The organism is Bacillus sp. CGMCC 1.16541 (assembly GCF_003184905.1).
GTDB lineage: Bacteria > Bacillota > Bacilli > Bacillales > Bacillaceae_H > Priestia.
The window spans coordinates 265,819-291,172 of sequence record NZ_QFRU01000004.1 but is presented as its reverse complement, the minus strand read 5'-3'; the positions used below and the strand labels follow the sequence as shown (position 1 = coordinate 291,172).

The window sequence follows — 25,354 nt, the reverse complement described above, 5'->3', positions numbered from 1 at the left end:
TTGATTGTTGTTTTTCACTCATAACGTCCTTTACTTGTAGGTTGATAAGTAACCAATTTGTTCAACCCCATTTAAAGATGGATAATGCGAATCAAAATGAATATAAACAGGGCATTGCTCTAAAAACGGGTGTGTGCTAAAAAATGTTTGGTCACCTTGATGCATCGCTTTTAGGGCAAGAGGGATTTGTTTTGAAAACATGTCATGACGTTTACGAGCTGTATGAAAATCTGCTTTCTCACTAATATAACAGTATAGATAAAGAAAATAATGATGACGATGAAATTTAAAAGATGCTAACAATTCATCTCTCGATTGCTTCATTTGATCGTAAGCATATTCTAAGCCTACAATCATGGTAATGATTGAGTTGTTTGAAACAGGAAGAAACGTGTACTTACGTGGAACGATTGGTTGTGTTGGTGTAGTACCTAGTTGGTATTTGATATCAACTTTGTCGGGATTTAAAATAAGCATGGTAATCCCTCCTTGAATTGAAAATCTTCTCTTTATTATCTTATACAAATAAAAGCAGAACATGACAATGAGATGTTGAACAGTGGTTGAGAGAGCGTAATTAGGGTATTCTAACTGTATCTATTATTGAAATAAAGGTGTGAGACGATGTCAGTTTTAAAGAATGATTGGGCTCCGTTATTAGAAGATCAGTTTCATGAGCCTTATTATTTAAAGTTAAGAGATTTCCTTGTTGAGGAGTATAATAATCAAACGATTTATCCAGATAAATATGATATTTTTAATGCGCTACATTTAACGAGTTATGAAGATGTAAAAGTCGTCATTCTTGGTCAAGATCCCTACCATGGTCCAGGACAAGCTCACGGGTTAAGTTTTTCAGTAAAACCTGGCATTAAAACACCTCCATCACTTGTGAATATATACAAAGAATTGCAAGCGGAATTGAACTGTCACATTCCGAACAATGGTTACTTAGTGAAATGGGCAGAGCAAGGCGTCTTACTGTTAAACACCGTTTTAACCGTGAGGCGAAGTAACCCAAACTCCCATAAAGGGAAAGGGTGGGAACAGTTTACGAATCGAGTAATTGAGTTAGTTGCTGAAAAAGAAGAACCAGTTGTCTTTATGTTGTGGGGGAGACATGCGCAGGAAAAGAAGACGCTTATTAACAGTAGTCATCACCTCATACTTGAGAGTCCTCATCCAAGTCCCTTTTCAGCCAATCGAGGTTTCTTTGGAAACGGTCATTTTTTAAAAGCCAATCAATTTTTAGAGAAAAATGGCCGCAAACCGATTGACTGGCAAATTGACAACATTGAATGATAGCTTGTCTTTTCACCTTTTGTTAAAATGATGAAGAGATAAAAAGGCTTTAAAGGAACGAAGAGGTGACAATGAGTATGGATATTACAATTGCTCGTTTGCTTGATAAGATGAGTGAAGAAGTGGGGAAGGCAAAGCAAAAAGCAAGCTCTTCTCAACAAGCTCAAGTTCGCGATCAGCTTATTGCGATTAAAACATTGTGCGAACTAGCGCTTGATCAACAAAAAGGACAAGTACAACAATCCGTAAGTACACCTTCAACTCAAGCGATTCAGTATGTACAGCCACAAATGATGCAACCAGGACCTTCTCAACAAGAAGGGAAAAAGTACGTATCTGATGATGCTAATGGTGATAGTCTTTTTGATTTTTAAGTAAAGGGTAGGGGAGAACGGTATGAAGATTTTTCTCATCTTAGGAGCCATTAACGCGCTTTTAGCAGTGGCATTAGGAGCATTCGGTGCTCACGGTTTAGAAGGTAAAATTTCGGCAAAGTATTTAGAAGTGTGGAAAACAGGCGTTCTTTATCACATGTTTCATGCGCTCGGCTTGTTTGTTGTGGCATTTTTAGCAGGTCGCTTTCCTGAATCATCACTCGTTCAAGCTTCAGGATGGATCATGTTGGTAGGAATTGTCTTATTCTCAGGAAGCTTGTACGTATTGAGTACATCTGGCATTAAAATTTTAGGCGCAATTACACCGTTTGGTGGCGTTGCTTTTATCGTTGCATGGATTCTAATTGTAATTGCAGCGATTAAATGGTTATAAAAAAATCGTTGAAAAGCCCTAAACACCTGTTACATAACGGGTGTTTAGGGCTTTTTTTAACGCGGAGAGTAATTGCTGAGCTGTGGTTGAGCACCGTTAAACGGATAGTTGTAATTAATTTCTTCATCAAATGTAATGTAGTCTAAGTATACCATTAACAACAAGTATCGCTTTCCTGTTTGCGGATCACTTAAAATTAAATGGTCACGTCCAGCGGCTTCAATGACACCTTTAAACACTTTCGCATTCCATTGGTTGTTATTTTCAAATGTCATATACACCGTTGCGATTTTTCCACGATTCAAACGTAAAATATTTTCAATGTACGACTCTTCAATAGGCAGCATGGATGAATCTTGAGGAGCGCCTGAACCTCCAGCTGGAATTTGTGGAGGCATTTGCATCTGACCCCCTTGCTGTCCTTGGCCTTGATAAGGACTGTTATAGTATGGATAGTTATAACTCATGTACGGGTTTTGCATGTAAGCTTGTTGCTGTTGTTGCTGCCCTTGACCTGATTTTGGTTTTTTCATGATAGATAAAACCTCCTTTTAACTAATACACTTGAGGACAATCTGCACGTGTTGGAATATAAAAACAATGCGATTTAAACCGTCCGCTATTGTTTTGGTTATACCATTGAGCGGGACAACTTCCACTAGGCTTAAAAAACCATAAAGAATTTCTAGCAGGGTCAAATCTCTCACCTCGTAGAACTCGTCTTGCAAGTGCGATCTCTGAATCCCTAGCTCGTTGATAAAAATAGCCTTTTTGAGTTGCTTCAAATCCACCAGGACTTTGAAACACCATCTGTCTAATGGTTCGAATATTCTTAAAGTCTAAGCAAGTTGCTCTGGCTCGGTTCACTCCAGTATTTCCTACTAGCAGCATTCCTTGCTTACCCTCGCCTTCAGCTTCAGCGCGTAGGAGTCTGGCTAGAAGCTTTACATCTTCTTCGTTGTGTGCAACTACTGCCATCTTCTCACCTCGCTTTAACACTCCACTATTTCATAAATATGAGGAGCAACATAGAATATGCTTTGTTTACACAAAAAAAGCTCTCACTGCACAAAAGGCAATGAGAGCATTAATTACACATGAAGAAATTGCTGAATGCGCTCTTCAGGAAGGATATTTCCAACAAAGAAGCTACCAAATTCTCCATAACGAGCGCTTACTTCGTCGAAGCGCATTTCATAAACTAATTTTTTGAACTGTAGAACGTCATCAGCGAATAATGTAACGCCCCACTCGTAATCATCAAATCCAACCGAACCAGTAATGATTTGTTTTACTTTTCCTGCATATTGACGTCCAATCATACCGTGACTACGCATTAAATCGCGACGCTCTTCCATCGGAAGCATGTACCAGTTATCGTTTCCTTGACGACGCTTATCCATTGGGTAGAAACAAATATGCTTTGCTTTTGGTAATGTTGGATATAAGCGAGCGCGAATTTGAGGATTTTCATATGGGTCTTCTCCGGCAGGTAGGTAGTTACTTAACTCTACTACGGATACATACGAATATGTAGGAATTGTATATTCTGCTAATTTCGTTTTATTAAACTCTAGTTCAATTTCGTTTAACTCTTCCATTGTTGGACGTACGAACATTAAAATAAAGTCTGCTTTTTGGCCAACAACTGTGTATAACGCGTGGCTTCCTTGCTGTTCTGCTTCTGTCTTCTTCCATTTTTCCATTAATCCTAAAAATTCATGAATGGCCGCTTGACGTTCATCGCTAGATAAGCGCTTCCACGCACTCCAGTCAATTGAACGTAAATCATGAAGAGAATACCATCCGTCTAGTGTTTGAGCAGCTTCTGCCATTATTTATTCACTCCTATTAGCACAATTTGTTGAGATCTTCTTTTACTATATCACAGTTTAACCGAATCACCTTAACGAAAAACCCTCAAATTTGTGACTAAAGGAAAGAAAGGAAGTTCATATTATAAAGAGATGTTTAAGAGTTGTTATTTGTGGAAAATTAGCAATTGAAAGACTTTTTACCGGGTGAAAAATATTAAGGTAGATTCCTTTGAATTTCACAAAAAGTAAAGTATCCTATTATGATGAAAGCTTTTTTACATATTAAGGAGGATTCACCGTGAGTGATTTATTTACAGGACTAAAGAACAAAGTATCTGAAAAAGACATTAAAATTGTCTTTCCAGAAGGATTAGATGAGCGTATTTTAGGAGCGGTAAGACGCTTAGCAGGTGAAAATATCTTAACACCAATCGTAATTGGAAGCAAAGAAGAAATTGAAACGAAAGCAACTAATTTAAACGTAAGCCTAGATGGCGTTGAAATTTATGATCCAACAAACTTCCCTGCATTTGATGAAATGGTTGCATCATTCATTGAGCGTCGTAAAGGGAAAGCGTCTGAAGAAGATGCTCGTAAGATTTTACTAGATGAAAACTACTTCGGTACGATGCTTGTTCATATGGGCAAAGCGGACGGACTTGTAAGTGGAGCAGCCCATTCAACTGCAGATACAGTACGTCCAGCTCTACAAATCATCAAAACAAAAGAAGGTATAAAGAAAACGTCTGGTGTATTCATCATGGTTCGTGGCGATGAGAAATACGTATTTGCAGATTGTGCAATTAACATTTCACCAGATAGCAATGACTTAGCAGAGATTGCGATTGAGAGTTCTCGTACAGCGTCCATGTTTGATATTGATCCACGTGTTGCGATGTTAAGCTTCTCAACAAAAGGTTCAGCAAAATCTCCTGAAACAGAAAAAGTAGCAAAAGCTGTTGAGATTGCGAAAGAGAAAGCACCAAGCCTAACACTAGATGGTGAATTCCAATTCGATGCAGCGTTTGTTCCATCTGTAGCAGAAGCAAAAGCACCGGGTTCTGTTATTAAAGGGGATGCGAACGTATTTGTTTTCCCTAGTTTAGAAGCAGGTAACATAGGCTATAAAATTGCACAACGCCTTGGAAACTTTGAAGCAGTGGGACCAATCTTACAAGGTTTAAACAAGCCTGTAAATGATTTATCTCGTGGCTGTAACGAAGAAGATGTGTATAAACTAGCTCTTATTACAGCAGCTCAAGCGCTGTAAAATCAATAAAAGCTGACTCGAGTAAAAGAGTCAGCTTTTTATTTGTAGAATTCACCTAGTGCCTTTTCATTTCGATCATACATGCGCTGTAAATTTTGATTGAAAAGTAATCCCTCTTGTTCGTTAAGCGCAGAAGGTGTGAGGGAAGACCCAAACTTTTGCAAGGTTTGATACAGTGAAAGCATGACAGAAGCGACCGTTATGTCATCACCTACTAGTTCTGTCAACGATGCCATTGTTTCTGGAACAATTGTTGGATAAGTGAATTTTGTTTGTTCACCTTGAAGAGCGAGTGAGTAAAACTCTTTAATGAGCTGTGCTCTTTTTGCGCCACTTCCTGATACACATAAATAAATCTGAACAGCGACACCACCACGTACACGACGTTGCGAGATGCCTGCAAATTTTTTGTTTTGAATGCTTAAATCATAGCTTCCGGGACAATAAGATCCGACAATTTCTTTTGCTTCGATTTTGACATCATAAGATTGAAAGACTTCTTTAATCAACATCCACATCGCATCATATCCGCGGTCAATATTAATTCCTTTGTCCGTATCGGGGAAAATTAGCGAAAGGTTTAATACTCCTTCATCTAATACAACAGCCAGTCCACCAGAATTGCGAACGATGGCGCGGAACCCTTGTTCACGTAAAAAAGAAACGCCTTGTTCTAGGTAAGGAAGGCGCGCATCTTGAATACCTAATACAATGGTTTGGTGATGAACCCAAGAGCGAATGGTAGGAAGAGATTCTTTCTTTCCAACAGATGTACAAAGCGTATCGTCAATGGCAAAGGATTGAAGCGCATCAAACTGAGGTCCAAGGCTAGATTGATCGATCAATCGCCATTGCGGCTGAATTAAAAGTTCAGAGGTCATAGAATCCACACGAGTTAACTCCTTTTATCTAATAAAATTGTTCTCAATATATAAGCCGAACATATTATAGCACATTCTGAAAACAGAAAAGACGAACCACTCAAAAGAGTGCTCGTCTTTTCATCTATAGAATAGGGGGATGGGATTCCTACTTTTAGTATGTCCATTTCTTCTTATCTTATTCAGCTACTTTTTCTAAATTTCCATTTCGATCCATCTTAAACTTTGTGGACGGTCTTTCTTCATCATCAAGCAAGACAAATTTTCGTGCGCGATTCATGATCTGCATTAATGTTTCATAGTCTTCTTGAATAGTAGTAGCGTTCGCCTCGAGTAATTCGACTTTCTTCATTAATTCTTGATTCTTTCGCTTAAGCTCTTGATTTTCTTGTGCAAGACTCAAGTTTTCATTAAGCACTACGTGAAGATCACCAGCTTGAGAGCGTAAGGTTTGTAAATATTGAATGACACCATCTAACGTAAGGTTTGCTGTAGTCGTCGGTGTGGTAGCAGGTATACTGGTGTACATGCTCGGTTGAGTTTGAATCACTTCACTCTGTACAGAGATTACCTCTTCTTCTTCAACTGAATCTATCATCTCTAAATTAGGTGTAGGTGGTGTATACAGTAACTTCTTTTTGCCTTGGGTTTGTCCAAGTGCGCGCATCCGCTGCTTTCGTTGCTTTTTAGCTAACTGTAATGCTTTTTCGTACTGATGTCTCACGACGGCATTCCATCGAAATCCACATGCAGCCGATGTACGGTTTAGTTCATCTCCTACTTCTTCAAATGCATTTAATTGTGTGCTTCCTTCACGTACATGGCGAAGGACCGTCTCTGCTAATAACAAATCATTTTCTTCTGTCCAAGCATCTTGTCTATCTTTCATTTTATTCACTCCTTGCGGCTATTTAATAGAGAAACTTCGTTACTATCAGCATGGACAAAAGGAAACTAGTTTATACCAAAGTACTAATATATATAAATCGATTCTAGAAACTGAGCCATGACGGAAGGGCTGTCATGGTTCAGTTTCTAGACCTAAGTGAATGATGCCCCCCTTGCGGGGTTGTCATCATTCACTTAGGTGGATCTTTGAGGGTTTATTCAAGGGTGTCTAGGTTGTAGGTGTTCTTTTTGTCTTATTTCCAACTACCCTAGCTTGCATTGATGGTTAAATAAATGTAAAATACCCTTTAGGTTAAAAAGGATTTGTTGAACGAATTTTGAAAGGGTTGTATGAGAATGGCAAATGAGTTTCGAGTTTGTGATGATTGCCAGGCTACAAACTTAAAAACATTATTACCGAAGTTACAGAAAGTAGATGCAGAGGCGAAAGTCGAGATTGGTTGCCAGTCATATTGTGGACCAGGTCGTAAGAAGTCGTTTGCGTTTGTCAATAATCGTCCGGTTTCAGCTCTAACTGAGGACGAGCTTATAGATAAGATTGAAAAAAAATTAAACAAATAACGTGAAACAGCGATTTCAACATGAGGTCGTCAGTTGAGCGGATTGAGATAAAGTCACCTTTGTTTTTTATAGAAGGTGATTTTTTATTCGTGCTTCTCACTAGGAAAATCTCTACTAGATGTAGAAAGTAATAGCAACAAGTATAAAAAATAGAGAGGTATGTAGTAGATGGCATATCCTAACGAAAAGTTAAGTGAAGAAAAAGTATTTAAAGATCCTGTTCATCGATATGTTCACGTTCGTGATAAAGTAATTTGGGACTTAATTGGTACGGCAGATTTTCAGCGATTACGTCGAATTCGTCAGCTAGGAACGACATATTTAACGTTTCACGGGGCAGAACACAGTCGATTTAATCATTCCCTTGGGGTGTATGAAATCATTCGTCGTATTATCGATGATGTGTTTCAGGATAGAGAGCATTGGAATAATGAAGAGAGGCTTTTATGCCTTTGTGCCGCTTTGTTGCATGATTTAGGTCACGGCCCTTTTTCGCACTCGTTTGAAAAGGTCTTTCACTTAGATCACGAGCAGTTTACGCAAGCGATTATTATGGGTAACACAGAAGTGAATCACGTGCTAAGAAAAGTAGCAGAAGACTTTCCAAAAAAAGTAGCAGAAGTCATTGCGAAAACGTATAAAAATAAGCTTGTTGTGAGCTTAATCTCAAGTCAGATCGATGCAGATCGAATGGATTATTTGCAGCGTGATGCTTACTATACAGGCGTTAGTTACGGTCATTTTGACATGGAGCGTATTTTACGTGTAATGAGACCGAGAGAAGATCAAGTCGTCATTAAAGAGAGTGGTATGCATGCGGTTGAAGACTATATTATGAGTCGTTACCAAATGTATTGGCAAGTATATTTTCATCCAGTCACACGAAGTGCAGAAGTGATTCTAACAAAGATTTTACACCGCGCAAAAGAATTACACCAAGGGTATTATCCATTTAAGCAACAACCTGTTCATTTTTACTCAATCTTTGAAGATGAAGTATCTGTTGAAGAATACTTAAAACTAGATGAATCGGTTGTGTTGTTTTATTTTCAAGCGTGGCAAGGCGAAGAGGATGAGATACTGTCTGATTTATGTCGTCGCTTTCTTAATCGGAAATTATTTCAGTATATTGAATTTAACCCAAATTCACAAATGAAAATGTGGATGGAGTTAACACAGCTCTTTAAAAAAGCAGGGATTAATCCAGACTATTACCTCGTAGTAGATTCTTCAAGTGATCTTCCTTATGATTTTTATCGTCCAGGCGAAGAAGAAGAGCGTCTTCCGATTCATTTGTTAATGCCTACTGAAGAATTAAAAGAGCTTTCTCGTCAGTCTGAAATTGTCGAGTCTATCTCTGGTAAGAAACGAACCGATCATAAGCTTTACTTTCCGCAAGAATTAATTGATCAGTTATCGTCTAAGAGAAAAGTGAAAGAGCAAATTTTAAACTTATTAAAAAACAGATAAGAGTTCAATAGTATAGGAGTTGAAGGGGCTTTGCTGAACGATCATGCAAAAATTGTAAAGGTATTTGCGGCAGCTGGAGAAGTTGTGGGGCGAAAAAAGCTGCAAAAAATGATTTTTATTGCAAAAAAACTGAGGTTTCCTTTTTATGAAAAGTACAATTTTCACTTTTTCGGACCGTATTCTGAAGAATTAACACTTCGTATTGAAGAACTGTGTAACTTAGGATTTTTAAGTGAAGTAAAAGAGAAAAAGGGCGGCTACATGCAATATCGTTATAACTTAACAGAAGAGGGGAAGGGGTTTCTTAGCCACTATGAGCTAGAGTTACCCAATCTAGAAGGTTGTATGACGAACATGAATGACCGAAGCTCTAAGTTTCTTGAGCTCGTATCGACTGTGCTGTACTTTGAAGATTTATCAAAAGAAGAAGTAAAAGAAAAGGTATTTACGCTAAAAAGCAAGCAGCGTTATACAGAAGAAGACATTGAAGAAGCATATGACTATATTGAAGAACTGAGAAAAACGATGACCATTCAAGGGACAGAGAGGTTCATTCACTAATCGTATTTATGCTTTTTGAAAAGGTGGAGAGCGACCTTATACGTTGAACGCTGAATTCTGAGGTCGCTCTTACCATCTTTGTTAGTGTTATGTACACCTATTCTTGGTCGCTTAGGCGCTTCCCACCTACACCATAGTGGTTTTTAGACATTTCTTCGATAAATACTGCAATTTTCTCAGAAGGTGCACCTGTTGTTTCAGAAACAGCTGCTGTTACTTTCTCAACAAGCGCTCGTTTTTGATCTTCTGTACGCCCTTCAAGCATTTTAACGGTTACATAAGGCATTAAAATCGCTCCTTTCATTCATAAAATCTACTGTAAAGATAACTAGGTTCACAGCACAATGCGAACGTGTTTCATCTCTACATCTATAGTATACTTGTAAGACAGTGAAAACAAAAATAAAGGAGTTATGATGTGGATCAATTTTTAGCGTTTCCTCTTTCAACCATTCCTTATGTCGTGATTACCTTGTTAATTGCTTTTACATTTCATGAGTTTGCACATGCCTATGTTGCGTATAAATTTGGTGATCCAACGGCTAAGAATCAAGGGCGTTTGACACTTTCTCCGCTCTCTCATCTCGACCCGTTTGGAACACTTTTAATTATCATTGCGGGGTTTGGGTGGGCACGTCCTGTTCCTGTAAACCGTTTCTTCTTTAAAAATCCGCGTTTAGCAGGCATTCTTGTTTCAATTGCAGGGCCAATCAGCAATTTTATACTCGCTTTTCTAGGAATGGTAATTTGGTATTTATGTATTCGCTTTGGTGTTGATGCAGGAACAAGTCAATGGCTATATGAGTTCTTTAATATGTTCATTGTCATTAACATTGTGTTGTTTTTATTTAACTTGTTGCCATTTCCGCCTTTAGATGGGTATCGTATTATTGAGGATTTAATGCCAGCAGATCTTCGGGCGAAAATGACGCAGTACGAATCATGGGGTATTCTCATTTTCCTTGTTATTGCGATTACGCCACTTAGCAATTACATCATTGCACCCATCTATAACGTCGGAGTCCAATTTTTTATGACGATGTTTGAACAATTACTAGATCCAATCATACACGTAACGATAGGAGGATTATTATGACAGATCAACCAAAAAAGAAAAACATTGGTTTTAATATTATTAAAAATGATCCAACAGATGGACATGGAGGATTTGGTGTTGGTGCGTTAAGTTTAGATAACATCTCTCCTGTATTTGTTGATCCGGCAGAAAAGGAAGCATTTGTCGACATCGGTGCGATGCATGCGCGTAGTGTTGTGGAAAAAGGAATTAAATTTCTTCCAAACAAAGAAGAAGTACCAAACGGCAAATTGTACTGGCTTGTGTGGGTAACGATTGATCGCAGAGAAGAAGGGCCTTATTATGCAGGTGTCACGGCATGTGAAATGACGGTAGACCGCGAAATCCGTAGAGGATACAAATCTTTGCCAGAACATGTAAACAAAATGGATAAATCACTAAAACGCCACATCATGGTAGACCATATGGATGAAACATCAAAGCACGTTTTAAAAGAATTTTTAAAAGGACACAACCCGAACATGTGGGATGCTTCTGAAACGAAATTGAAAGAAGATTTATTAGATAAGTAATCGAAAAAAACGAACGAAATGTGTCTAAATTGTGACGGTTGTCTTTTAGCTACTTGAGGTTTTCTCACAAAATAAGTAAACTTAAAATAATTATGGATATTTTATAGAACTAGGACACTAGAAAAGCCGAAGGGGAACTTTCCCTTCGGCTTTTCTAATTGAACCAAGGCAACCATCGTTTGTACCATTTTGGTTGGTGTGGTAATTCTTTTTTACTTGGAGTGACTTCGTCATTGTTGTGCAAATGGGCCGTACATTGTTCAGTGGGTTCTGTGCCACTAAGGTAATAAGCGGTATGTTTGATTGGACAATTTTCTGTCGCTAATAAGCCGTTTTCTGGGTTAATTTCCGCTTTCTTTACACCTTTAGGTAACTCAAATGAAGAAGCAGGTTGGTCACGCAATGCTTCTTCCATAAATGTGACCCACATTTTCTTCGCGTAAGAGCGTTCTGGCACCGAGTCAATCGACTTTCCTTTGTCGTAACCTGTCCAAACCCCTGATACTAATTCATTAGAATAGCCAATCATCCAACTATCCGTAGCCGTCGTACCAGACTTACCGGCATAAGGACGAGAAGTGTACTTTAAAATGGGTTTTCCTGTAATGGTTGTGTAGCCATTTAAACTTTCATCAAACATGCCAGTCATTAAGTGAGTCATCACAGATGAAAGGTCTTCATCTAGAATTTGCTTTTTTTCGTTCTTTGCTTCATACAATAAGTCTCCATCATAGGTTTCTACTTTTGTAATAAATGTTGGCTTAACTTCTTTTCCTCCATTTGCCAAAATGCTATACGCATTCACCATTTCAATCACTTTGACTGGAGATGTTCCTAAAGCAAGGGAAGGGACAGGTTTTAGCGCAGTGGTAATACCCATTTCTTTCGCTGCCTCAATTAAACGGTTTTGACCAATAAATAGGTGGGTTTTCACCGCATACACATTATCTGATAAAGCAATAGCTTGTGCGAGTGTGATCGGCCCTTTTGCGTAGTAGTGATTAAAGTTACTAGGCGTATAGGTAGATACCCCGTCATCAAACGTAAACGTCGTACGTTCACTTCTCATTAAGGTTGAAGGGGTAAACCCGTCTTCGAGTGCTGCATAGTACAGTAATGGCTTCATCGTTGAACCAGGCTGTCGAACCGCCTGCGTCGCTCGGTTAAATGGACTTTCTTCGTAATCTCTCCCACCAATTAATGCTTTTACTTCTCCATTGTTAGGGTTCATGGCGACAAAAGCAGCTTGAATGGAAGACTCTTTTGCAATGGTGTCATGCATTTTCTCTTCTGCAATTTTTTGTAGCTTTGGATTCAGGGTTGTGTAGACTCTTAACCCTTTTGTTTTAATCATCGTTTCGTCAATCTGAAGTTCGTCTTTTAACTGTGACATCGCAGCAGCTACAAAGTAAGGAGCGATTGGTTCCTTCGTGTCAAGAGGTGCTGAAGCAAAGGTGATATTTTTGTTGTGGGCCTGATCTGCTTGTTCTTTTGAGATGAATCCATCTTCTATCATCATGGTTAAAATAATACCCTGACGAGTTTTCGCATGATCAAAATGAACAAGAGGAGAATAGTAACTAGGTCCCTTTGGTATCCCTGCTAATAGTGTTGCTTCGCTTAGTGTTAGTTCACTTGCTGATTTGCCAAAATAAGTTTTAGAGGCTGCTTCAATGCCGTAAGCTCCGTGTCCGTAGTAGATTGTATTTAAGTAACCTTCTAAAATGCGATTTTTATCATAATTTGCTTCTAAACGTATCGCATAGAACGCTTCTTCAAGTTTGCGTTTCCATGTTTTGTCATGCTCTAAAAATAAATTTCGCGCGTATTGCTGTGTGATTGTACTAGCACCTTGTACTTTCGACATCGCTTTTATATCTGCGAGCACTGCACCGGCAATTCGTTTGTAATCAAAACCATGATGTTGATAAAATCTCTTATCTTCAACCGCTAATGTTGCTTGTAAAAGAAATGGAGAGATCTCATCGATGGGAATCCAATATCGTTTTTCACCGTGATGAACTTCATCGAGGACCTCTTCCCCATCATCTGTATAAAAGATAGCTGTCTGAGGAACAGTGAGAGGGGGAGGACCTTGTATTTTGGCGTAAAGAAAAATGCTTGCCACGATAAAAAGAAAGAAGATTAATAGGATAAAGGCAATAACGGCTATCATGCGCAAATATTTACGTGCTCGTTTTAGTTGTTCAATTCGTACAGCTTCCATCGTTTTCACCGTCCTGTTATTCACTCTTCAACAGTATGAAATGGAAACTACTTTTTTAAACGTCATTCATATAAATATTAAAAAATTTACTTGCATTTTTGCTAGATTCCTCTATACTTTTTTCATGTTTGTATAAATTATGTTAGGGTAATCTATGGATAGGTCTAATACAAAATAGAAGGGAAGAACACAAATGGAATTATGGTTCACTGAAAAACAAACGAAGAATTTCGGTATTACGGCAAAAATTAAACGTACTTTACATACAGAGCAAACTGAGTTTCAAAAATTAGATATGATTGAAACAGAAGAGTTTGGTAACATGTTAGTGTTAGACGGCATGGTTATGACAACACAAAAAGATGAGTTTGTGTATCATGAAATGGTTGCACACGTGCCTTTGTTTACACACCCTAATCCTGAAAACGTCCTTGTAGTAGGGGGCGGAGACGGTGGAGTTATTCGTGAAGTATTAAAGCACCCAAGTGTGAAAAAAGCGACACTAGTTGAGATTGATGGAAAAGTAATTGAGTACTCAAAGAAATACTTACCTGAAATTGCAGGTAAGTTAGAAGATCCACGTGTAGAAGTAAAAGTAGATGACGGTTTCATGCACATTGCACAAAGTGAAAATGAGTATGATGTGATTATGGTTGACTCAACAGAACCTGTTGGACCAGCTGTTAACTTATTTACAAAAGGGTTCTATGCAGGAATCTCTAAAGCATTAAAAGAAGACGGTATTTTTGTTGCGCAAACAGATAATCCTTGGTTCACACCAGAGCTTATTACAAACGTACAACGTGACGTAAAAGAAATTTTCCCAATGACACGTCTTTATATCGCAAACATCCCAACATACCCAAGTGGCATGTGGACATTTACAATCGGCTCTAAAAAGCACGATCCATTAGAAGTAAGCAGCGAGCGCTTCTTTGATATTGATACAAAGTATTACACGCCAGAACTACACAAAGCTTGCTTTGCTCTACCTAAATTTGTATCTGATTTAATTAAATAATAAACGACTCATCATGAAACAAGGCAGAAGTACGTTCACTTCTGTCATGTTTCATGTGTATAGACAAGGAGGATTTCACCATGCGTTTTGATGAAGCTTATTCAGGAAATGTGTTCATTAAAAGCCATCCAAGCTTTGAAGAAAGTGAAGCGGTATTATATGGCATGCCGATGGACTGGACAGTAAGTTACCGACCCGGTTCTCGCTTTGGCCCAACACGTATTCGTGAAGTGTCAATTGGTTTAGAAGAATACAGTGCGTATTTAGATCGTGAATTAGAAGAAGTAAAATACTTTGATGCAGGTGACATTCCACTACCATTCGGAAATGCACAACGCAGCTTAGATATGATTGAAGAGTACATTGATCAATTATTAGCTGCAGGGAAATTCCCTCTAGGGATGGGTGGAGAGCACTTAGTATCTTGGCCAGTAATGAAAGCTATGTATAAAAAGTACCCAGATTTAGCAATTATCCATATGGACGCTCATACAGACTTACGTGAAGAGTATGAAGGAGAGCCTTTATCTCATTCAACTCCTATTCGTAAAATTGCTGAATTAATTGGTCCTAAAAATGTATATTCATTTGGTATTCGCTCAGGTATGAAAGAAGAGTTTAAATGGGCGAAAGAAAATGGCATGCGCATTTCAAAATTTGAAGTGCTAGAGCCATTAAAAGAAGTATTGCCTCAATTAGCAGGTCGTCCTGTATATGTGACGATTGATATTGATGTATTAGACCCTGCGCATGCACCTGGTACAGGTACAGTTGACTGTGGAGGCATCACATCAAAAGAGTTGCTTGCGTCAATTCATGCGATTGCTCATTCAGATGTGAATGTAGTGGGAGCAGATTTAGTAGAAGTAGCACCAATTTATGATCCGTCTGAGCAAACAGCGAATACGGCTAGTAAGTTAATCCGCGAAATGATCCTAGGCTGGGTGTAGGATTGATCTAGCAAAAAAGGACATCACGGAAGGGCTGTGATGTCCTTTTTTGCTAGACCCAAGCGATGGATGCCCCCCTTGCGGGGGTGGCATCCATCGCTTGGGTGGACCTTTTAGGGAGTGTTCGAGGAGGTCTGGGTGGCAGGTTGAGAGTGGTTTTTTAGTTTGGTGAGGTTATTCAGTTGATGTGGAGATGTGTATAGATGGATTTAGAAAGAAAGGGAATAACGGAAGAGCTGTTATGCCCTTTTTTGCTAGACCTAAGCGATAGATGCCCCCCTTGCGGGGTTGGCATCCATCGCATATGTGGACCTTTTGGGGAGTGTTCGAGGAGGTCTGGGTGGCAAGGTTAAGAGGGTTTTTTAAGTTTGGTGGAGGTTGTTTAGTTTATGCAGGTAAGGCTGTGTAGAAAGAAGATAGCGGAGCCTTTTAGCTTATAAAAACAAAACAGAGGTAAGCGCGCTTACCTCTGTTTTGTTTTTGTTATTCAAATGTCCCTTTGATAAGAGCTTCTTTTTCTTTCACCATGCAGATACCTTTAGCAAAAACAGTGTCAATTTCGAGTGTGTTTTTATCCACTAGCACTAGATCTGCATCTCTACCTGTTTGAACTCTACCTTTTTGATGTAGTTTTAATAACTGGGCAGGGTTTGCTGTGATGACGCGGATAGCTGTTTCGATTGGTACGTGTTCCTCTAGGATAGCGTCTTTTACTTCGCGATAAAGCGAAGATACTCGCCCGATTTGAAGACCTAGTAGCTCACCTTTTTCGTCAAAGTCAGGTAAGCTTGCTTGACCGTCAGATGTAAAAGTGATTTGCTCAATCGCTACTCCTGCGTCTAGCATTCGTTTTAACCCTTCGCTACATTTTACTTCGCCCATCTCTAAAAAGCGTGGGATGGTACTGGTTGTGAAATCCACATACCCACCTTTTTTCGCAAATTCAATCCCTGCTTCAAATAAGTAAGGGTTGCGGTTAATGTGAGTAGGGTGAAACGTGCGAATGGGAATATCCGTCGTTTCGACGACTTCTTCTAACAGTGATAGCTTCGAATGACTATCTCCTAAATGAACATTGACAATGCCGGCTTTTCCGGACAACATGCCTCCGATTCGAGTAGCAGAAGCAATTTTCGCCATTTCTTCAACAGTTGGTTGCGAAGAGCGATGATCACTAATGGCAATTTCGCCTGTTCCAATAATTTTATCAATTAAAATTAAGTCATCTTCAATCTTTCCAGTGAGAGTTTTCACAGGTACTTGGTAGCTTCCTGTATGCACATAGCATGTAATCCCTTCTTCGTCTAACCCGCGAGCTTTTGCAAGAAGGGCACTCATTGTGCGTGTTGTACCATCTGTCCCAATGACACCAACTACAGTTGTAATTCCAGATGTGGTCGCATCTGTAAGCATCATTTCAGGAGTGCGGGTTTTATAACTTCCTTCACCGCCACCTCCCATAATATGAACATGTGAATCAATAAAGCCAGGAAATAAAAGTTTTCCTTCAGCATCAATGGTTTCTGCTACGAGTGTTTCATCGATTTGGATGGAATCACGAATGTATCCAATTTTATCTGATACCACGAGCACATCCTTTTTACCAAGATAGTCTGGGCTATATATTTCTGCGTTTTTAATTAATGTAAGCATATCTAGAACTCCCTTTACCGAAATTGAACGTGTCGCTCTTAGAATGCGATTAAAGCACCGATAATAACAAAAATACTAGAAAGAACGAACAATAAGATTTGAAACTTAAAAATAAACTTAAACCAAGTTCCCCAGTCGATACGAGCTGCACCTAACGTTCCCATTAATGCTGCTGACGTTGGAACGATAATGTTTGTTAAACCGTCACCTAATTGGAAGGCAAGAACGGCTACTTGGCGCGTCACTCCTGCTACGTCCGCTAATGGAGCCATTAAAGGCATTGTGAGAGCGGCTTGACCTGAACCTGATACAACAAAGAAGTTAAAAATGGATTGGAATGTTAACATAAACCAAGCTGATAAAGCGGCTGGCATGTTGTCTGTTAAGCCACCTGCATGATATAAAATCGTGTTTAATACAGAAGGAGCATCAGGTGAGTCGCCACCTAAAATTAACACAATTCCCTTTGCCATACCGACCACTAATGCTGCAGGTAACAAATCTTTTGCACCTTGTGTGAAGCTTTCTGCAATGCTGTTTACTGTCATGTTATTTAACTTGAAGATAACTCCGATAATACCAGCGATAAACCCGATGATAAAGAACTGTGTAGCAATTTCCGGGATATAATAAGCATGTTTGACAACTCCCCATACAATCCATACAATCCCGAGTACAAGTGTGAGGACAACTAAGCTATGCCCTAATCTAAAATCTGCTTTTAATTCTTCTTTGTCTTGTTGTTTCTTGAAGTATTCGCTCGTGCTGTATGCTAATGATTTTGTAGGGTCTTTACGAATTTTTGAAGCATACCACATTGTATAGGCAACACCTACTGCTGTGAAGACAATCCACATGACGATACGAAAAGGCGCACCCGATAAAACCGGTACTCCCGCAACACCTTGAGCAATGGCGACACCGAATGGATTCATCCAAGATGCGGCGAATCCAATTTGAGTGGCAACGTACGTAATCATAACCCCTGTAATCGCGTCATAACCAAGTCGAATCACAATCGGTACAAGAATCATCGCAAATGCAATCGCTTCTTCTCCCATTCCAAATACAGCTCCACCAAGTGAGAAGAGAAAGAACATTAATGGAATTAATAAGATTTCTTTTCCTTTTGTTTTATCAATCATTGATAGCAAACCATGGTCAATGGCTCTCGTTTGCATCACGATACCAAACGCTCCACCAATAATTAAAATAAAGGCAACTACTCCAACGGCAGATCCCCATTTATCTCCTGATACAAGACCTTCAAACACATAGTTTAAAATACCAACTTCACCAAACGGTTCGAATAAACTGACCCCTTCTTTAACAGCATTTCCGCTATCATCTGTTTCGTATTCAAAGCTGTCAGGAACCAGAACGGTTTTGGTGACTTCGCTTCCCTGATCGGAATACGTAATTTCCTCTGTTTGGAACATCCCTTTTGGTACTAAATAAGTAAGTAAAGCTGCAAATAGTACAACAAAAAAGATAATGACAAAAGTGTGTGGCATTGAAATCGCTTTCGGTTGCTTTTTTTGCTCTTCTTTCATAACTGGTATCCCCTCTCTACTTTTGCTTTTTATTTATCTACTACATCATACATGCAAGAAGTGTGCCAACATACTCAAATTGTTATTATCAGTTTTTTTAGAAATCTTTTTTGTGAATTGGATGTAAATGAGGTTCTTTTGGTTGTTATAATAGAACCAATTAGGGGGAGGTTCAACATGAGAAAGCATTCGTTGACATTAATTGCAGGTACCATTGAAACAAAAGATGCATTAACGAAGCAACTGCATCATTTAATGGGAGAGTTTTTACATATTCATAGTTTTGCAGTAGACGAAGGGGTGCCGAGTAAGATTGATGGAGATACCATTTTGTTGTCATCTAATCATGTTCTACATGAAGTGAAAGAACGATTATCTACGCAATCGAACGTCATGGTGGCGAATCGTACGGTCAATCATGAACAGCTAGATAAATTATTAAAGCTTGAAAAAGGAAAAAGAGTGTTAGTTGTGAACGATTTTAAGGAAACGGCTCTAGAGCTCATTGACACACTTCTTGAAATTGGCTTGCAGCACCTAGACTACATTCCTTATGATTCAAACAAACGCTATTACAACGATATTGAAATTGCTATCACTCCTGGTGAGATGAATATTATTCCAAAGTATATTCCTCAGAAAGTCGATATTGGAGTGCGGTTATTAGATGTGTCCACTATTTTAAAGCTCGTTAATCATTATTCGCTAACGTACATTGCAACTGTGGTGTCACAGCGTTACATCCAAAGCTTTATTCATTTAAACCAAAAGCTCTTGTATGCAGAAAAACAAGCAGATAAGTTACGTCTACATCTAGAGAACGTGGTAAATGCTGTAGATGAAGGAGTTTTTGCATTAAACGAAAAGAAAGAAGTAACCGTTTATAACGAATTTGCAGCGAAAGTATTTGGTCTTCCTCAGCAAGAAGTCATTGGTAAAAGACTAGAAGAGTTAAGAATCCAAAAAGACGTTGTGGCGTTTATTCAAAGAAAGCAAGGAGAAGATGGTTTATTTACGATTAATGGGATTGATGTCGTTGTGCATCCGCTAGAGCTTGAACAAGAAAAAACGGTTGTCGTGACAATTAAAAATGTCAATCAAGCCATTGAAATTGAAAAGAAAGTAAAGAAAGAACAATTAAAAAGTGGGCTTGTTGCGAAATATCAATTTACTCATATCATCGGTTCTCATCCTACCATCAAAGAAACGAAGAAAATTGCCAGGAAGCTCGCTCAATCAGAACTCCCAGTCTTAATTCAAGGGGAGACTGGGACAGGGAAAGAGCTATTTGCTCATGCTATGCACCATTCGTCGTTTCGAAATAGCGGCGCTTTTTTAGCAGTGAACTGTAGTGCGATTACGGAAACGTTACTAGAAAGTGAACTGTTTGGGTATGAAGAAGGAGCATTTACCGGTGCGCAAAGAGGTGGAAAGAGAGGGTTATTTGAATTGGCTGATGGTGGTACCATTTTCTTAGACGAAATTGGTGATATCAGTCCAAACTTACAAGCACGATTGCTTCGTGTATTACAAGAAAAAGAAGTAAGAAGAATTGGTGGAGAAAAGCTAATCCCGATTAATGTAAGGGTCATTGCCGCCACGAATAAAGACTTACAAGCAAAGATTTTAAAAGGAGAGTTTCGTTCTGATCTCTACTATCGCTTAAATGTATTAAGCCTTCAGCTTCCGAGTTTAACAGAAAGGAAGTCAGATATTCCATTATTGGTCGAGCATTTTATGAGTCAAAGCAATCAAACAGTTGAAATAGAACATGTAGTCATGGATATGCTTATTCAACATAAATGGGAAGGGAATATTCGTGAATTAAAAAATACAATTGATTACATGTTGACGGTTTGTGATGGAGAGCGGTTAACGCTGCGAGACATCCCTAAAAACTGGTCGTCTATTACGCATTCAGTAGAAGATGTGTTTCATGTGAAACAATCTCATTTAACGCTAATGGAGAAAAAAGAGTATGGGCTTATTCTAGACATTGTAAGACGCTACAATGAAGAGGGGCAAACGGCAAGTCGAAGAATCATTGTGGAAGAACTGGCGCGTACTCAGCACTTCTTAACTGATCAGCAAATTAGACATCGCCTTGATTTACTAGAACAGCAGTCACTTGTTACGAAGGGAAGAGGAAGGGCTGGAACGAAGATTACGATACAAGGAATTAGTTTCTTGCAATCGCTACAAGAAAACAGGTAAGAGAAACTAATCATGTTTACATTGACAGCTTGTTGAATTCTTGTTCTAGAATGTTTATACTAGTTAGGTTATAACCATATAGGTAAACTGAATTGTTTAATAAGGAGTGTTTTTTGATGGAACATGATTCATCAGAAAAGAAGTCCGTTCATATTCGTATTGTCACAGACATTCGAGATGGTCATCGTAAAGAAACAACGGCGATGGATGCAAAAGGAATGTATTATAAAAAAGGTGAAACCATCTACTTACTGTATAAAGAAAAGCAAGAAGTTGGTGAGATCCAAACGATTGTAAAAGTAGCGCAAGAAGAAGTGAGTGTAACACGATCTGGTGCTGTCAAAATGAAACAAGTGTTTCGAAAGAAAGAGTCCTTAGGGAGTACATACATCAGTCCGTTTGGGCGTATGGACATGGAGACACTTGCCCATAACATTGAATATAAACAAATGAATAAAAAAGGAAGATTGTTTATGACGTATGATTTACATATGCAAGGAGATTATGCAGGTAAATACGCGTTAACAATCACTTTTAAGGAGGCGTAACGTCATGAATATAGTGGAAAAAGTTCAATTGAACCTAAAAGAAGAAGTGAAACAAGCGGTTTTAAATGCAGGACTGGCGAAAGAAGAAGAAATTCCAGATGTCATTTTAGAAACACCAAAAGATAAAGCGCACGGTGACTATTCAACAAATATGGCGATGCAATTAGCTCGTGTGGCAAAGAAAGCTCCTCGTATGATTGCAGAAGAGCTCGTTAGTCACTTTGATAAAACAAAAGCATCGATTGAAAAGATTGAAATTGCTGGCCCAGGATTTATTAACTTTTATATGAACAACTCATACTTAACAGGCCTTATTCCAACGATTCTAGACGCAGGTGAAGCGTATGGAGAAACAAACACAGGAAACGGTGAAAAAGTACAAGTAGAGTTTGTATCGGCGAATCCTACAGGAGACTTACACTTAGGTCATGCGCGCGGAGCGGCTGTGGGAGACTCACTTTGTAACGTCTTGGCAAAAGCAGGATACGATGTGTCACGTGAATACTACATCAACGATGCTGGAAACCAAATTAACAACTTAGCCAAATCAGTTGAAGCTCGCTACATGCAAGCATTAGGTAAAGAGCAAGCAATGCCTGAAGATGGGTATCACGGTGAAGATATTATTAACATTGGAAAAGAGCTAGCAAATCAACACGGTGACCACTATGCAAATGTATCAGAAGAAGAGCGTTTAGCGTTTTTCCGTCAATACGGACTAGAGTACGAGATGGAAAAATTGAAGCGCGACTTAGAAGAGTTTCGTGTGAAATTTGATGTTTGGTATTCAGAAACGTCTCTTTATAAAAACGGAAAAATTGAAGAAGCACTTTCAACGTTACGTGAGCAAGACCATATTTTTGAAGAAGAAGGTGCAACTTGGTTCCGCTCAACAACATTTGGCGACGATAAAGACCGCGTATTAATTAAAAACGATGGTTCTTATACGTATTTAACACCAGATATTGCATATCACCAAGATAAAATTAAGCGTGGGTTTACCAAGTTAATTAACATCTGGGGTGCTGATCACCATGGTTACATTCCACGTATGAAAGCAGCAATTCAAGCGCTTGGATACGAAAAAGATACGCTTGAAGTTGAAATCATTCAAATGGTACAACTTTATCAAAATGGTGAAAAAATGAAGATGAGTAAGCGTACAGGTAAAGCTGTGACAATGCGTGATTTAATTGAAGAAGTAGGATTGGATGCAACACGTTACTTCTTTGCAATGCGCAGTGGTGATACGCACATGGACTTTGACTTAGACCTAGCCGTATCTCAATCAAATGAGAACCCAGTTTATTATGCACAATATGCACATGCTCGTATTTGCAGTATCTTACGTCAAGGTGAGGAAATGGGTATTTCTCTAGATAACGACTTCGTATTAAGCCATATTAGTGCCGAAAAAGAAATGGATCTATTAAAGAAAGTGGGAGAGTTCCCTGCAGCAGTAGCAGAAGCTGCAACAAAACGTATTCCACACCGTATTACAAACTATGTGTTTGATCTTGCTTCAGCGCTTCATAGCTTCTATAATGCTGAAAAGGTATTAGATAGCGAGAACGTGGAAAAAAGTAAAGCTCGCTTAGCTCTAATTAAGTCTGTGCAAATTACTCTTCAAAATGCATTAAAACTAATTGGTGTATCTGCACCAGAAAAAATGTAAGAAGATAGAACATCAGGTAATAAAGGAAAGTAAAGGAAATTTGAAGGCCGAGTCAATAGGGATGCTTTTTTGTCCCATTTGACTCGGTTTTTTTAATAGCGAATGGTAGCCCCACCAATTCGCTTCACACCGCGTACTTTCGTAATGTCTTCTACTAGCTTTAACAACGCCTTATCTTTTAATTTTGCTTCAATCATCACATCGAAATCTTGATTTAATTCTTTAGCCATTTCAAGAAACGGATGAATAAACTCAAAAGAAACATAATCGGCATGACTACGAAAAGCTTGTTCAGACTTAGGAGAAGAGAGATGTACTTTTGGTTTTAGTCCAATGTGTTTCCATGTTGCGAATATCTTTGGAAGTAGCGTTTCTAAAGGTGTTTCGCAAGGATTGGCTTGATGGTGATGATAATCAAAAAGAAGCGGAATTTTTTCTGCTTCACAAACGGCTAGTGTTTCTTCTGTGGTGTACGTTTTATCATCATTTTCAAGTGTCATCCGTTTTTTAATAGGTAACGGAAGCTTTTGAATGTTGTGGTGAAATCGTTCAATCGCTGTTGTTTTGTTCCCATATGCACCTCCTACGTGGATATTAATAAGGGATTGATCTGCCACGCCCATCGATTCTAACATGTCATAGTGATAGGTCATATCAACGACTGCATTTTCAGTAATATGCTTTTTATCACTTGTAAACAGAGTGAATTGATTAGGGTGAAAGCTGACACGGAGGTGGTGTTTTTTAATTAACTCTCCAAGCTCTCTCCATTCATCTCTAAAAGCCGAAACATAATCCCACTGTGCTTCGGGATGAGTAGCGAGTGGGACAAGTGAAGAAGATAGGCGATAAAGGTGAATTTCGTGTGCAATATTAAAATGTAAAGCTCGTTTTGTATGGTGTAAATTTTGTCTAGTCACGTCCAGTAATTTATTAGTTCGCTCTTCTTTGTCCATTTTGCTCCATCTTGTAAACGTGAGTGTTTTAGCCGGAGAGCAATCCCAAAGTGACAGAGCGTGAGACACATAGCCAAATCGAATATCCATGTAGAAATCCTTTCTTTGTGTTAGGTTATTTTCTAACTAGAGTTCTTAATTAAAAGCTTAAGTTGGGCGCAACCACTCTCTTTTACGATCTCTTACAGCAAAACCCTTAACCTTGTTACAAAAGAGGAGAGATGAATGTTGCAACAGCTTGTTTTAACTGATCAATTCTTGTTCGTTTCTCCAAATCTTTTATCTTTAGCTGTTTTGAGTCTTCTAAGCTCTTGTAGAATGTTTCTTTTGCTTGGCGAATAAATGCTGGGTCATAAATGTAACAATTCACTTCTTGGTTTAAGAATAAACTCCGTCGATCAAAGTTTCCTGTACCAATGTCACAAATCTTATCATCAACAATGATCACCTTTGCATGATAGAAACCGTAATAATATTCGTACACGAACCCACCTGCTCTTAAAAGTGTAGGAATATAAGCAAAAGCTGCATCACGTACAAAGGGGTGATCGGCTCGCATTGGAATTAACACACTTACTTTCACCCCGCGTTTTACCGCTTTTAATAGTTCATCAAATAACTTTTCACTGGGAATAAAATAAGGGGTACCAATAAGAAGTTCACGCTCTGCTTTTTGAACGAGCACTAAAAAATCTCGTTCTAATGTATTTCCTTCAGTTGCTTTCAGTTGAACGGTTGCCGTACCTGTGGGCTTAGCTGAAAAATACCTTGATTCATGAAGTAAATCATTTTTTGTATTTGCTTTCCAATCTGTTAAAAATTGTTGTTGCAAGTCATTTACAATCAACCCATGAAGTTTTAGATGATAGTCTTTCCACTTCCCCAATGTAGGGTCAAGCCCTAAGTATTCTTGCCCAATGTTAAATCCACCAACGTATCCTGCTTTCCCGTCAATGATAGAGATTTTTCGGTGATTTCTTGAGTTGATGGTATAAAACAAAAAAGGCAAGCGAGGCATTTGGCTGTAGGAAAATTGAACGCCATGCGTTTTTAAAGAAGAAATATCTTTTTTTCGTACTTTTAAACTTCCGATGCGATCAATCAATAGCCGAACTTCCACACCTTCACTTGCTTTTTTCTCTAAAAGCTCAAAAAACTGCTGACTAATGTTGTCTCGTTTAATAATGTAAAACTCAATGTGGATATAGTGATCGGCTTGCTCGATTTGTGCAAACAAATCTTTAAAAAGATCGGTCCCATTTGTAAACAATTGAATATGTGCATCATGCTTAGAAAAGGTTTGTTCTTTTTGCTGTTTCAGGTGTGCTTTTTTTCCAAGTGAAAAATCGAGTGCAAACCAAGCGATAAGAATGATAAAGAGCAAAATCATCACGAGAGTAGCTAACAAAT

Annotated in this window: 26 protein-coding genes; 14 read left to right on the top strand and 12 right to left on the bottom strand. The window is 38.7% G+C overall.

The features are described from left to right. Positions 1-30: 30 nt before the first annotated feature. Positions 31-477, bottom strand: coding sequence for a staygreen family protein (locus DIS06_RS07800; RefSeq protein WP_162595914.1), 447 nt, complete (start codon positions 475-477; stop codon positions 31-33). A gap of 147 nt (positions 478-624) precedes the next feature. Here DIS06_RS07800 and DIS06_RS07795 point away from each other — a divergent pair, with 147 nt between their 5' ends. The 3 genes from DIS06_RS07795 (at position 625) to DIS06_RS07785 (ending at position 2,070) form a co-directional block, all read left to right on the top strand. Beyond that, the gene (locus DIS06_RS07795) at positions 625-1,302 is read left to right on the top strand and encodes a uracil-DNA glycosylase (RefSeq protein WP_110112678.1); all 678 of its coding nucleotides are present in this window, start codon (positions 625-627) and stop codon (positions 1,300-1,302) included. A 77-nt stretch (positions 1,303-1,379) separates the two neighbouring features. After that, positions 1,380-1,676: a YwdI family protein gene (locus DIS06_RS07790; protein ID WP_110112677.1), complete on the top strand. Its 297-nt coding sequence runs from the start codon at positions 1,380-1,382 to the stop codon at positions 1,674-1,676. A gap of 22 nt (positions 1,677-1,698) precedes the next feature. Continuing rightward, positions 1,699-2,070 carry a DUF423 domain-containing protein gene (locus DIS06_RS07785; protein ID WP_110112676.1) on the top strand — a complete coding sequence of 124 codons (372 nt, stop codon included), beginning with the start codon at positions 1,699-1,701 and terminating at the stop codon, positions 2,068-2,070. A gap of 56 nt (positions 2,071-2,126) precedes the next feature. On the opposite strand, the gene gerQ is transcribed toward DIS06_RS07785, so the two are convergent. The 3 genes from gerQ to hemQ all read right to left on the bottom strand — a co-directional run bounded on the left by gerQ (position 2,127) and on the right by hemQ (position 3,905). Further along, a complete protein-coding gene (gene gerQ / locus DIS06_RS07780) occupies positions 2,127-2,603 on the bottom strand; it encodes a spore coat protein GerQ (RefSeq protein ID WP_110112675.1) in 477 nt (158 codons plus the stop codon). A gap of 22 nt (positions 2,604-2,625) precedes the next feature. Then, entirely contained in the window at positions 2,626-3,048 is a 423-nt protein-coding gene (locus DIS06_RS07775) for a cell wall hydrolase (protein ID WP_110112674.1), read from the bottom strand. Positions 3,049-3,161: 113 nt separating this feature from the next. After that, complete coding sequence (gene hemQ, locus DIS06_RS07770; RefSeq protein WP_110112673.1) at positions 3,162-3,905, bottom strand: hydrogen peroxide-dependent heme synthase; 744 nt, start codon at positions 3,903-3,905, stop codon at positions 3,162-3,164. Positions 3,906-4,185: 280 nt separating this feature from the next. Here hemQ and pta point away from each other — a divergent pair, with 280 nt between their 5' ends. Beyond that, positions 4,186-5,157: a phosphate acetyltransferase gene (gene pta / locus DIS06_RS07765; protein WP_110112672.1), complete on the top strand. Its 972-nt coding sequence runs from the start codon at positions 4,186-4,188 to the stop codon at positions 5,155-5,157. A gap of 38 nt (positions 5,158-5,195) precedes the next feature. Here pta and lipL read toward each other — a convergent pair whose 3' ends face one another. Both lipL and DIS06_RS07755 read right to left on the bottom strand, forming a co-directional pair. Further along, positions 5,196-6,038: an octanoyl-[GcvH]:protein N-octanoyltransferase gene (gene lipL, locus DIS06_RS07760; protein WP_110112736.1), complete on the bottom strand. Its 843-nt coding sequence runs from the start codon at positions 6,036-6,038 to the stop codon at positions 5,196-5,198. A gap of 178 nt (positions 6,039-6,216) precedes the next feature. After that, the gene (locus DIS06_RS07755; protein ID WP_110112671.1) at positions 6,217-6,927 is read right to left on the bottom strand and encodes an RsfA family transcriptional regulator; all 711 of its coding nucleotides are present in this window, start codon (positions 6,925-6,927) and stop codon (positions 6,217-6,219) included. A gap of 356 nt (positions 6,928-7,283) precedes the next feature. Here DIS06_RS07755 and DIS06_RS07750 point away from each other — a divergent pair, with 356 nt between their 5' ends. The 3 genes from DIS06_RS07750 to DIS06_RS07740 all read left to right on the top strand — a co-directional run bounded on the left by DIS06_RS07750 (position 7,284) and on the right by DIS06_RS07740 (position 9,539). Further along, complete coding sequence (locus DIS06_RS07750; RefSeq protein WP_110112670.1) at positions 7,284-7,508, top strand: YuzB family protein; 225 nt, start codon at positions 7,284-7,286, stop codon at positions 7,506-7,508. A 168-nt stretch (positions 7,509-7,676) separates the two neighbouring features. Next, positions 7,677-8,978, top strand: a complete 1,302-nt coding sequence (locus DIS06_RS07745; protein WP_110112669.1) for an HD domain-containing protein — start codon at positions 7,677-7,679, stop codon at positions 8,976-8,978. 30 nt (positions 8,979-9,008) lie between these two features. Then, complete coding sequence (locus tag DIS06_RS07740; RefSeq protein ID WP_110112668.1) at positions 9,009-9,539, top strand: YwgA family protein; 531 nt, start codon at positions 9,009-9,011, stop codon at positions 9,537-9,539. Between the two features lie 97 nt (positions 9,540-9,636). On the opposite strand, the gene DIS06_RS07735 is transcribed toward DIS06_RS07740, so the two are convergent. Next, complete coding sequence (locus tag DIS06_RS07735; protein ID WP_110112667.1) at positions 9,637-9,825, bottom strand: 2-hydroxymuconate tautomerase; 189 nt, start codon at positions 9,823-9,825, stop codon at positions 9,637-9,639. A 132-nt stretch (positions 9,826-9,957) separates the two neighbouring features. Here DIS06_RS07735 and DIS06_RS07730 point away from each other — a divergent pair, with 132 nt between their 5' ends. Then, on the top strand, positions 9,958-10,635 hold the full coding sequence (locus tag DIS06_RS07730; protein ID WP_110112666.1) for a site-2 protease family protein: 678 nt from the start codon (positions 9,958-9,960) through the stop codon (positions 10,633-10,635). Further along, positions 10,632-11,147: a YwhD family protein gene (locus DIS06_RS07725; RefSeq protein ID WP_110112665.1), complete on the top strand. Its 516-nt coding sequence runs from the start codon at positions 10,632-10,634 to the stop codon at positions 11,145-11,147. The genes DIS06_RS07730 and DIS06_RS07725 overlap by 4 nt, the downstream gene beginning before the upstream one ends. A gap of 154 nt (positions 11,148-11,301) precedes the next feature. Here the strand turns inward: DIS06_RS07725 and DIS06_RS07720 are convergent, their stop codons facing one another. After that, positions 11,302-13,374, bottom strand: coding sequence for a transglycosylase domain-containing protein (locus DIS06_RS07720; RefSeq protein ID WP_110112664.1), 2,073 nt, complete (start codon positions 13,372-13,374; stop codon positions 11,302-11,304). A 193-nt stretch (positions 13,375-13,567) separates the two neighbouring features. Here DIS06_RS07720 and speE point away from each other — a divergent pair, with 193 nt between their 5' ends. Together speE and speB are read left to right on the top strand one after the other, a co-directional pair. Beyond that, entirely contained in the window at positions 13,568-14,395 is an 828-nt protein-coding gene (gene speE / locus DIS06_RS07715) for a polyamine aminopropyltransferase (RefSeq protein ID WP_110112663.1), read from the top strand. 80 nt (positions 14,396-14,475) lie between these two features. Further along, a complete protein-coding gene (gene speB / locus DIS06_RS07710) occupies positions 14,476-15,345 on the top strand; it encodes an agmatinase (protein ID WP_110112662.1) in 870 nt (289 codons plus the stop codon). A 483-nt stretch (positions 15,346-15,828) separates the two neighbouring features. On the opposite strand, the gene iadA is transcribed toward speB, so the two are convergent. After that, on the bottom strand, positions 15,829-16,998 hold the full coding sequence (gene iadA / locus DIS06_RS07705) for a beta-aspartyl-peptidase (RefSeq protein ID WP_110112661.1): 1,170 nt from the start codon (positions 16,996-16,998) through the stop codon (positions 15,829-15,831). A gap of 38 nt (positions 16,999-17,036) precedes the next feature. Next, positions 17,037-18,551 (bottom strand): putative basic amino acid antiporter YfcC, encoded by a 1,515-nt coding sequence (gene yfcC / locus DIS06_RS07700; protein ID WP_110112660.1) that lies wholly within the window; start codon positions 18,549-18,551, stop codon positions 17,037-17,039. 177 nt (positions 18,552-18,728) lie between these two features. On the opposite strand from yfcC, the gene DIS06_RS07695 reads away from it, so the two are divergent. From DIS06_RS07695 to argS, 3 genes are all read left to right on the top strand, one after another. Continuing rightward, the gene (locus DIS06_RS07695) at positions 18,729-20,765 is read left to right on the top strand and encodes a sigma-54 interaction domain-containing protein (protein WP_162595913.1); all 2,037 of its coding nucleotides are present in this window, start codon (positions 18,729-18,731) and stop codon (positions 20,763-20,765) included. A gap of 116 nt (positions 20,766-20,881) precedes the next feature. Next, complete coding sequence (locus DIS06_RS07690) at positions 20,882-21,313, top strand: YwiB family protein (protein ID WP_110112658.1); 432 nt, start codon at positions 20,882-20,884, stop codon at positions 21,311-21,313. Positions 21,314-21,317: 4 nt separating this feature from the next. Continuing rightward, a complete protein-coding gene (argS, locus tag DIS06_RS07685) occupies positions 21,318-22,988 on the top strand; it encodes an arginine--tRNA ligase (protein WP_110112657.1) in 1,671 nt (556 codons plus the stop codon). Between the two features lie 92 nt (positions 22,989-23,080). On the opposite strand, the gene uvsE is transcribed toward argS, so the two are convergent. Together uvsE and cls are read right to left on the bottom strand one after the other, a co-directional pair. Beyond that, entirely contained in the window at positions 23,081-24,034 is a 954-nt protein-coding gene (gene uvsE / locus DIS06_RS07680; protein ID WP_110112656.1) for a UV DNA damage repair endonuclease UvsE, read from the bottom strand. A gap of 115 nt (positions 24,035-24,149) precedes the next feature. Further along, complete coding sequence (gene cls / locus DIS06_RS07675) at positions 24,150-25,352, bottom strand: cardiolipin synthase (RefSeq protein ID WP_239421942.1); 1,203 nt, start codon at positions 25,350-25,352, stop codon at positions 24,150-24,152. Positions 25,353-25,354 lie beyond the last annotated feature (2 nt).

Excerpts from the sequence above, each read along its gene's own strand:
- gerQ (WP_110112675.1), bottom strand. The coding sequence starts at position 2,603 with ATGAAAAAACCAAAATCAGGTCAAGGGCAGCAACAACAGCAACAAGCT.
- DIS06_RS07695 (WP_162595913.1), top strand. The coding sequence starts at position 18,729 with ATGAGAAAGCATTCGTTGACATTAATTGCAGGTACCATTGAAACAAAA.
- speE (WP_110112663.1), top strand. The coding sequence starts at position 13,568 with ATGGAATTATGGTTCACTGAAAAACAAACGAAGAATTTCGGTATTACG.
- iadA (WP_110112661.1), bottom strand. The coding sequence starts at position 16,998 with ATGCTTACATTAATTAAAAACGCAGAAATATATAGCCCAGACTATCTT.
- argS (WP_110112657.1), top strand. The coding sequence starts at position 21,318 with ATGAATATAGTGGAAAAAGTTCAATTGAACCTAAAAGAAGAAGTGAAA.
- DIS06_RS07790 (WP_110112677.1), top strand. The coding sequence starts at position 1,380 with ATGGATATTACAATTGCTCGTTTGCTTGATAAGATGAGTGAAGAAGTG.
- DIS06_RS07745 (WP_110112669.1), top strand. The coding sequence starts at position 7,677 with ATGGCATATCCTAACGAAAAGTTAAGTGAAGAAAAAGTATTTAAAGAT.
- speB (WP_110112662.1), top strand. The coding sequence starts at position 14,476 with ATGCGTTTTGATGAAGCTTATTCAGGAAATGTGTTCATTAAAAGCCAT.
- DIS06_RS07690 (WP_110112658.1), top strand. The coding sequence starts at position 20,882 with ATGGAACATGATTCATCAGAAAAGAAGTCCGTTCATATTCGTATTGTC.
- hemQ (WP_110112673.1), bottom strand. The coding sequence starts at position 3,905 with ATGGCAGAAGCTGCTCAAACACTAGACGGATGGTATTCTCTTCATGAT.
- DIS06_RS07735 (WP_110112667.1), bottom strand. The coding sequence starts at position 9,825 with ATGCCTTATGTAACCGTTAAAATGCTTGAAGGGCGTACAGAAGATCAA.
- DIS06_RS07785 (WP_110112676.1), top strand. The coding sequence starts at position 1,699 with ATGAAGATTTTTCTCATCTTAGGAGCCATTAACGCGCTTTTAGCAGTG.
- DIS06_RS07750 (WP_110112670.1), top strand. The coding sequence starts at position 7,284 with ATGGCAAATGAGTTTCGAGTTTGTGATGATTGCCAGGCTACAAACTTA.
- DIS06_RS07800 (WP_162595914.1), bottom strand. The coding sequence starts at position 477 with ATGCTTATTTTAAATCCCGACAAAGTTGATATCAAATACCAACTAGGT.
- DIS06_RS07795 (WP_110112678.1), top strand. The coding sequence starts at position 625 with ATGTCAGTTTTAAAGAATGATTGGGCTCCGTTATTAGAAGATCAGTTT.
- DIS06_RS07725 (WP_110112665.1), top strand. The coding sequence starts at position 10,632 with ATGACAGATCAACCAAAAAAGAAAAACATTGGTTTTAATATTATTAAA.
- yfcC (WP_110112660.1), bottom strand. The coding sequence starts at position 18,551 with ATGAAAGAAGAGCAAAAAAAGCAACCGAAAGCGATTTCAATGCCACAC.
- DIS06_RS07720 (WP_110112664.1), bottom strand. The coding sequence starts at position 13,374 with ATGGAAGCTGTACGAATTGAACAACTAAAACGAGCACGTAAATATTTG.
- uvsE (WP_110112656.1), bottom strand. The coding sequence starts at position 24,034 with ATGGATATTCGATTTGGCTATGTGTCTCACGCTCTGTCACTTTGGGAT.
- DIS06_RS07775 (WP_110112674.1), bottom strand. The coding sequence starts at position 3,048 with ATGGCAGTAGTTGCACACAACGAAGAAGATGTAAAGCTTCTAGCCAGA.
- DIS06_RS07755 (WP_110112671.1), bottom strand. The coding sequence starts at position 6,927 with ATGAAAGATAGACAAGATGCTTGGACAGAAGAAAATGATTTGTTATTA.
- lipL (WP_110112736.1), bottom strand. The coding sequence starts at position 6,038 with ATGACCTCTGAACTTTTAATTCAGCCGCAATGGCGATTGATCGATCAA.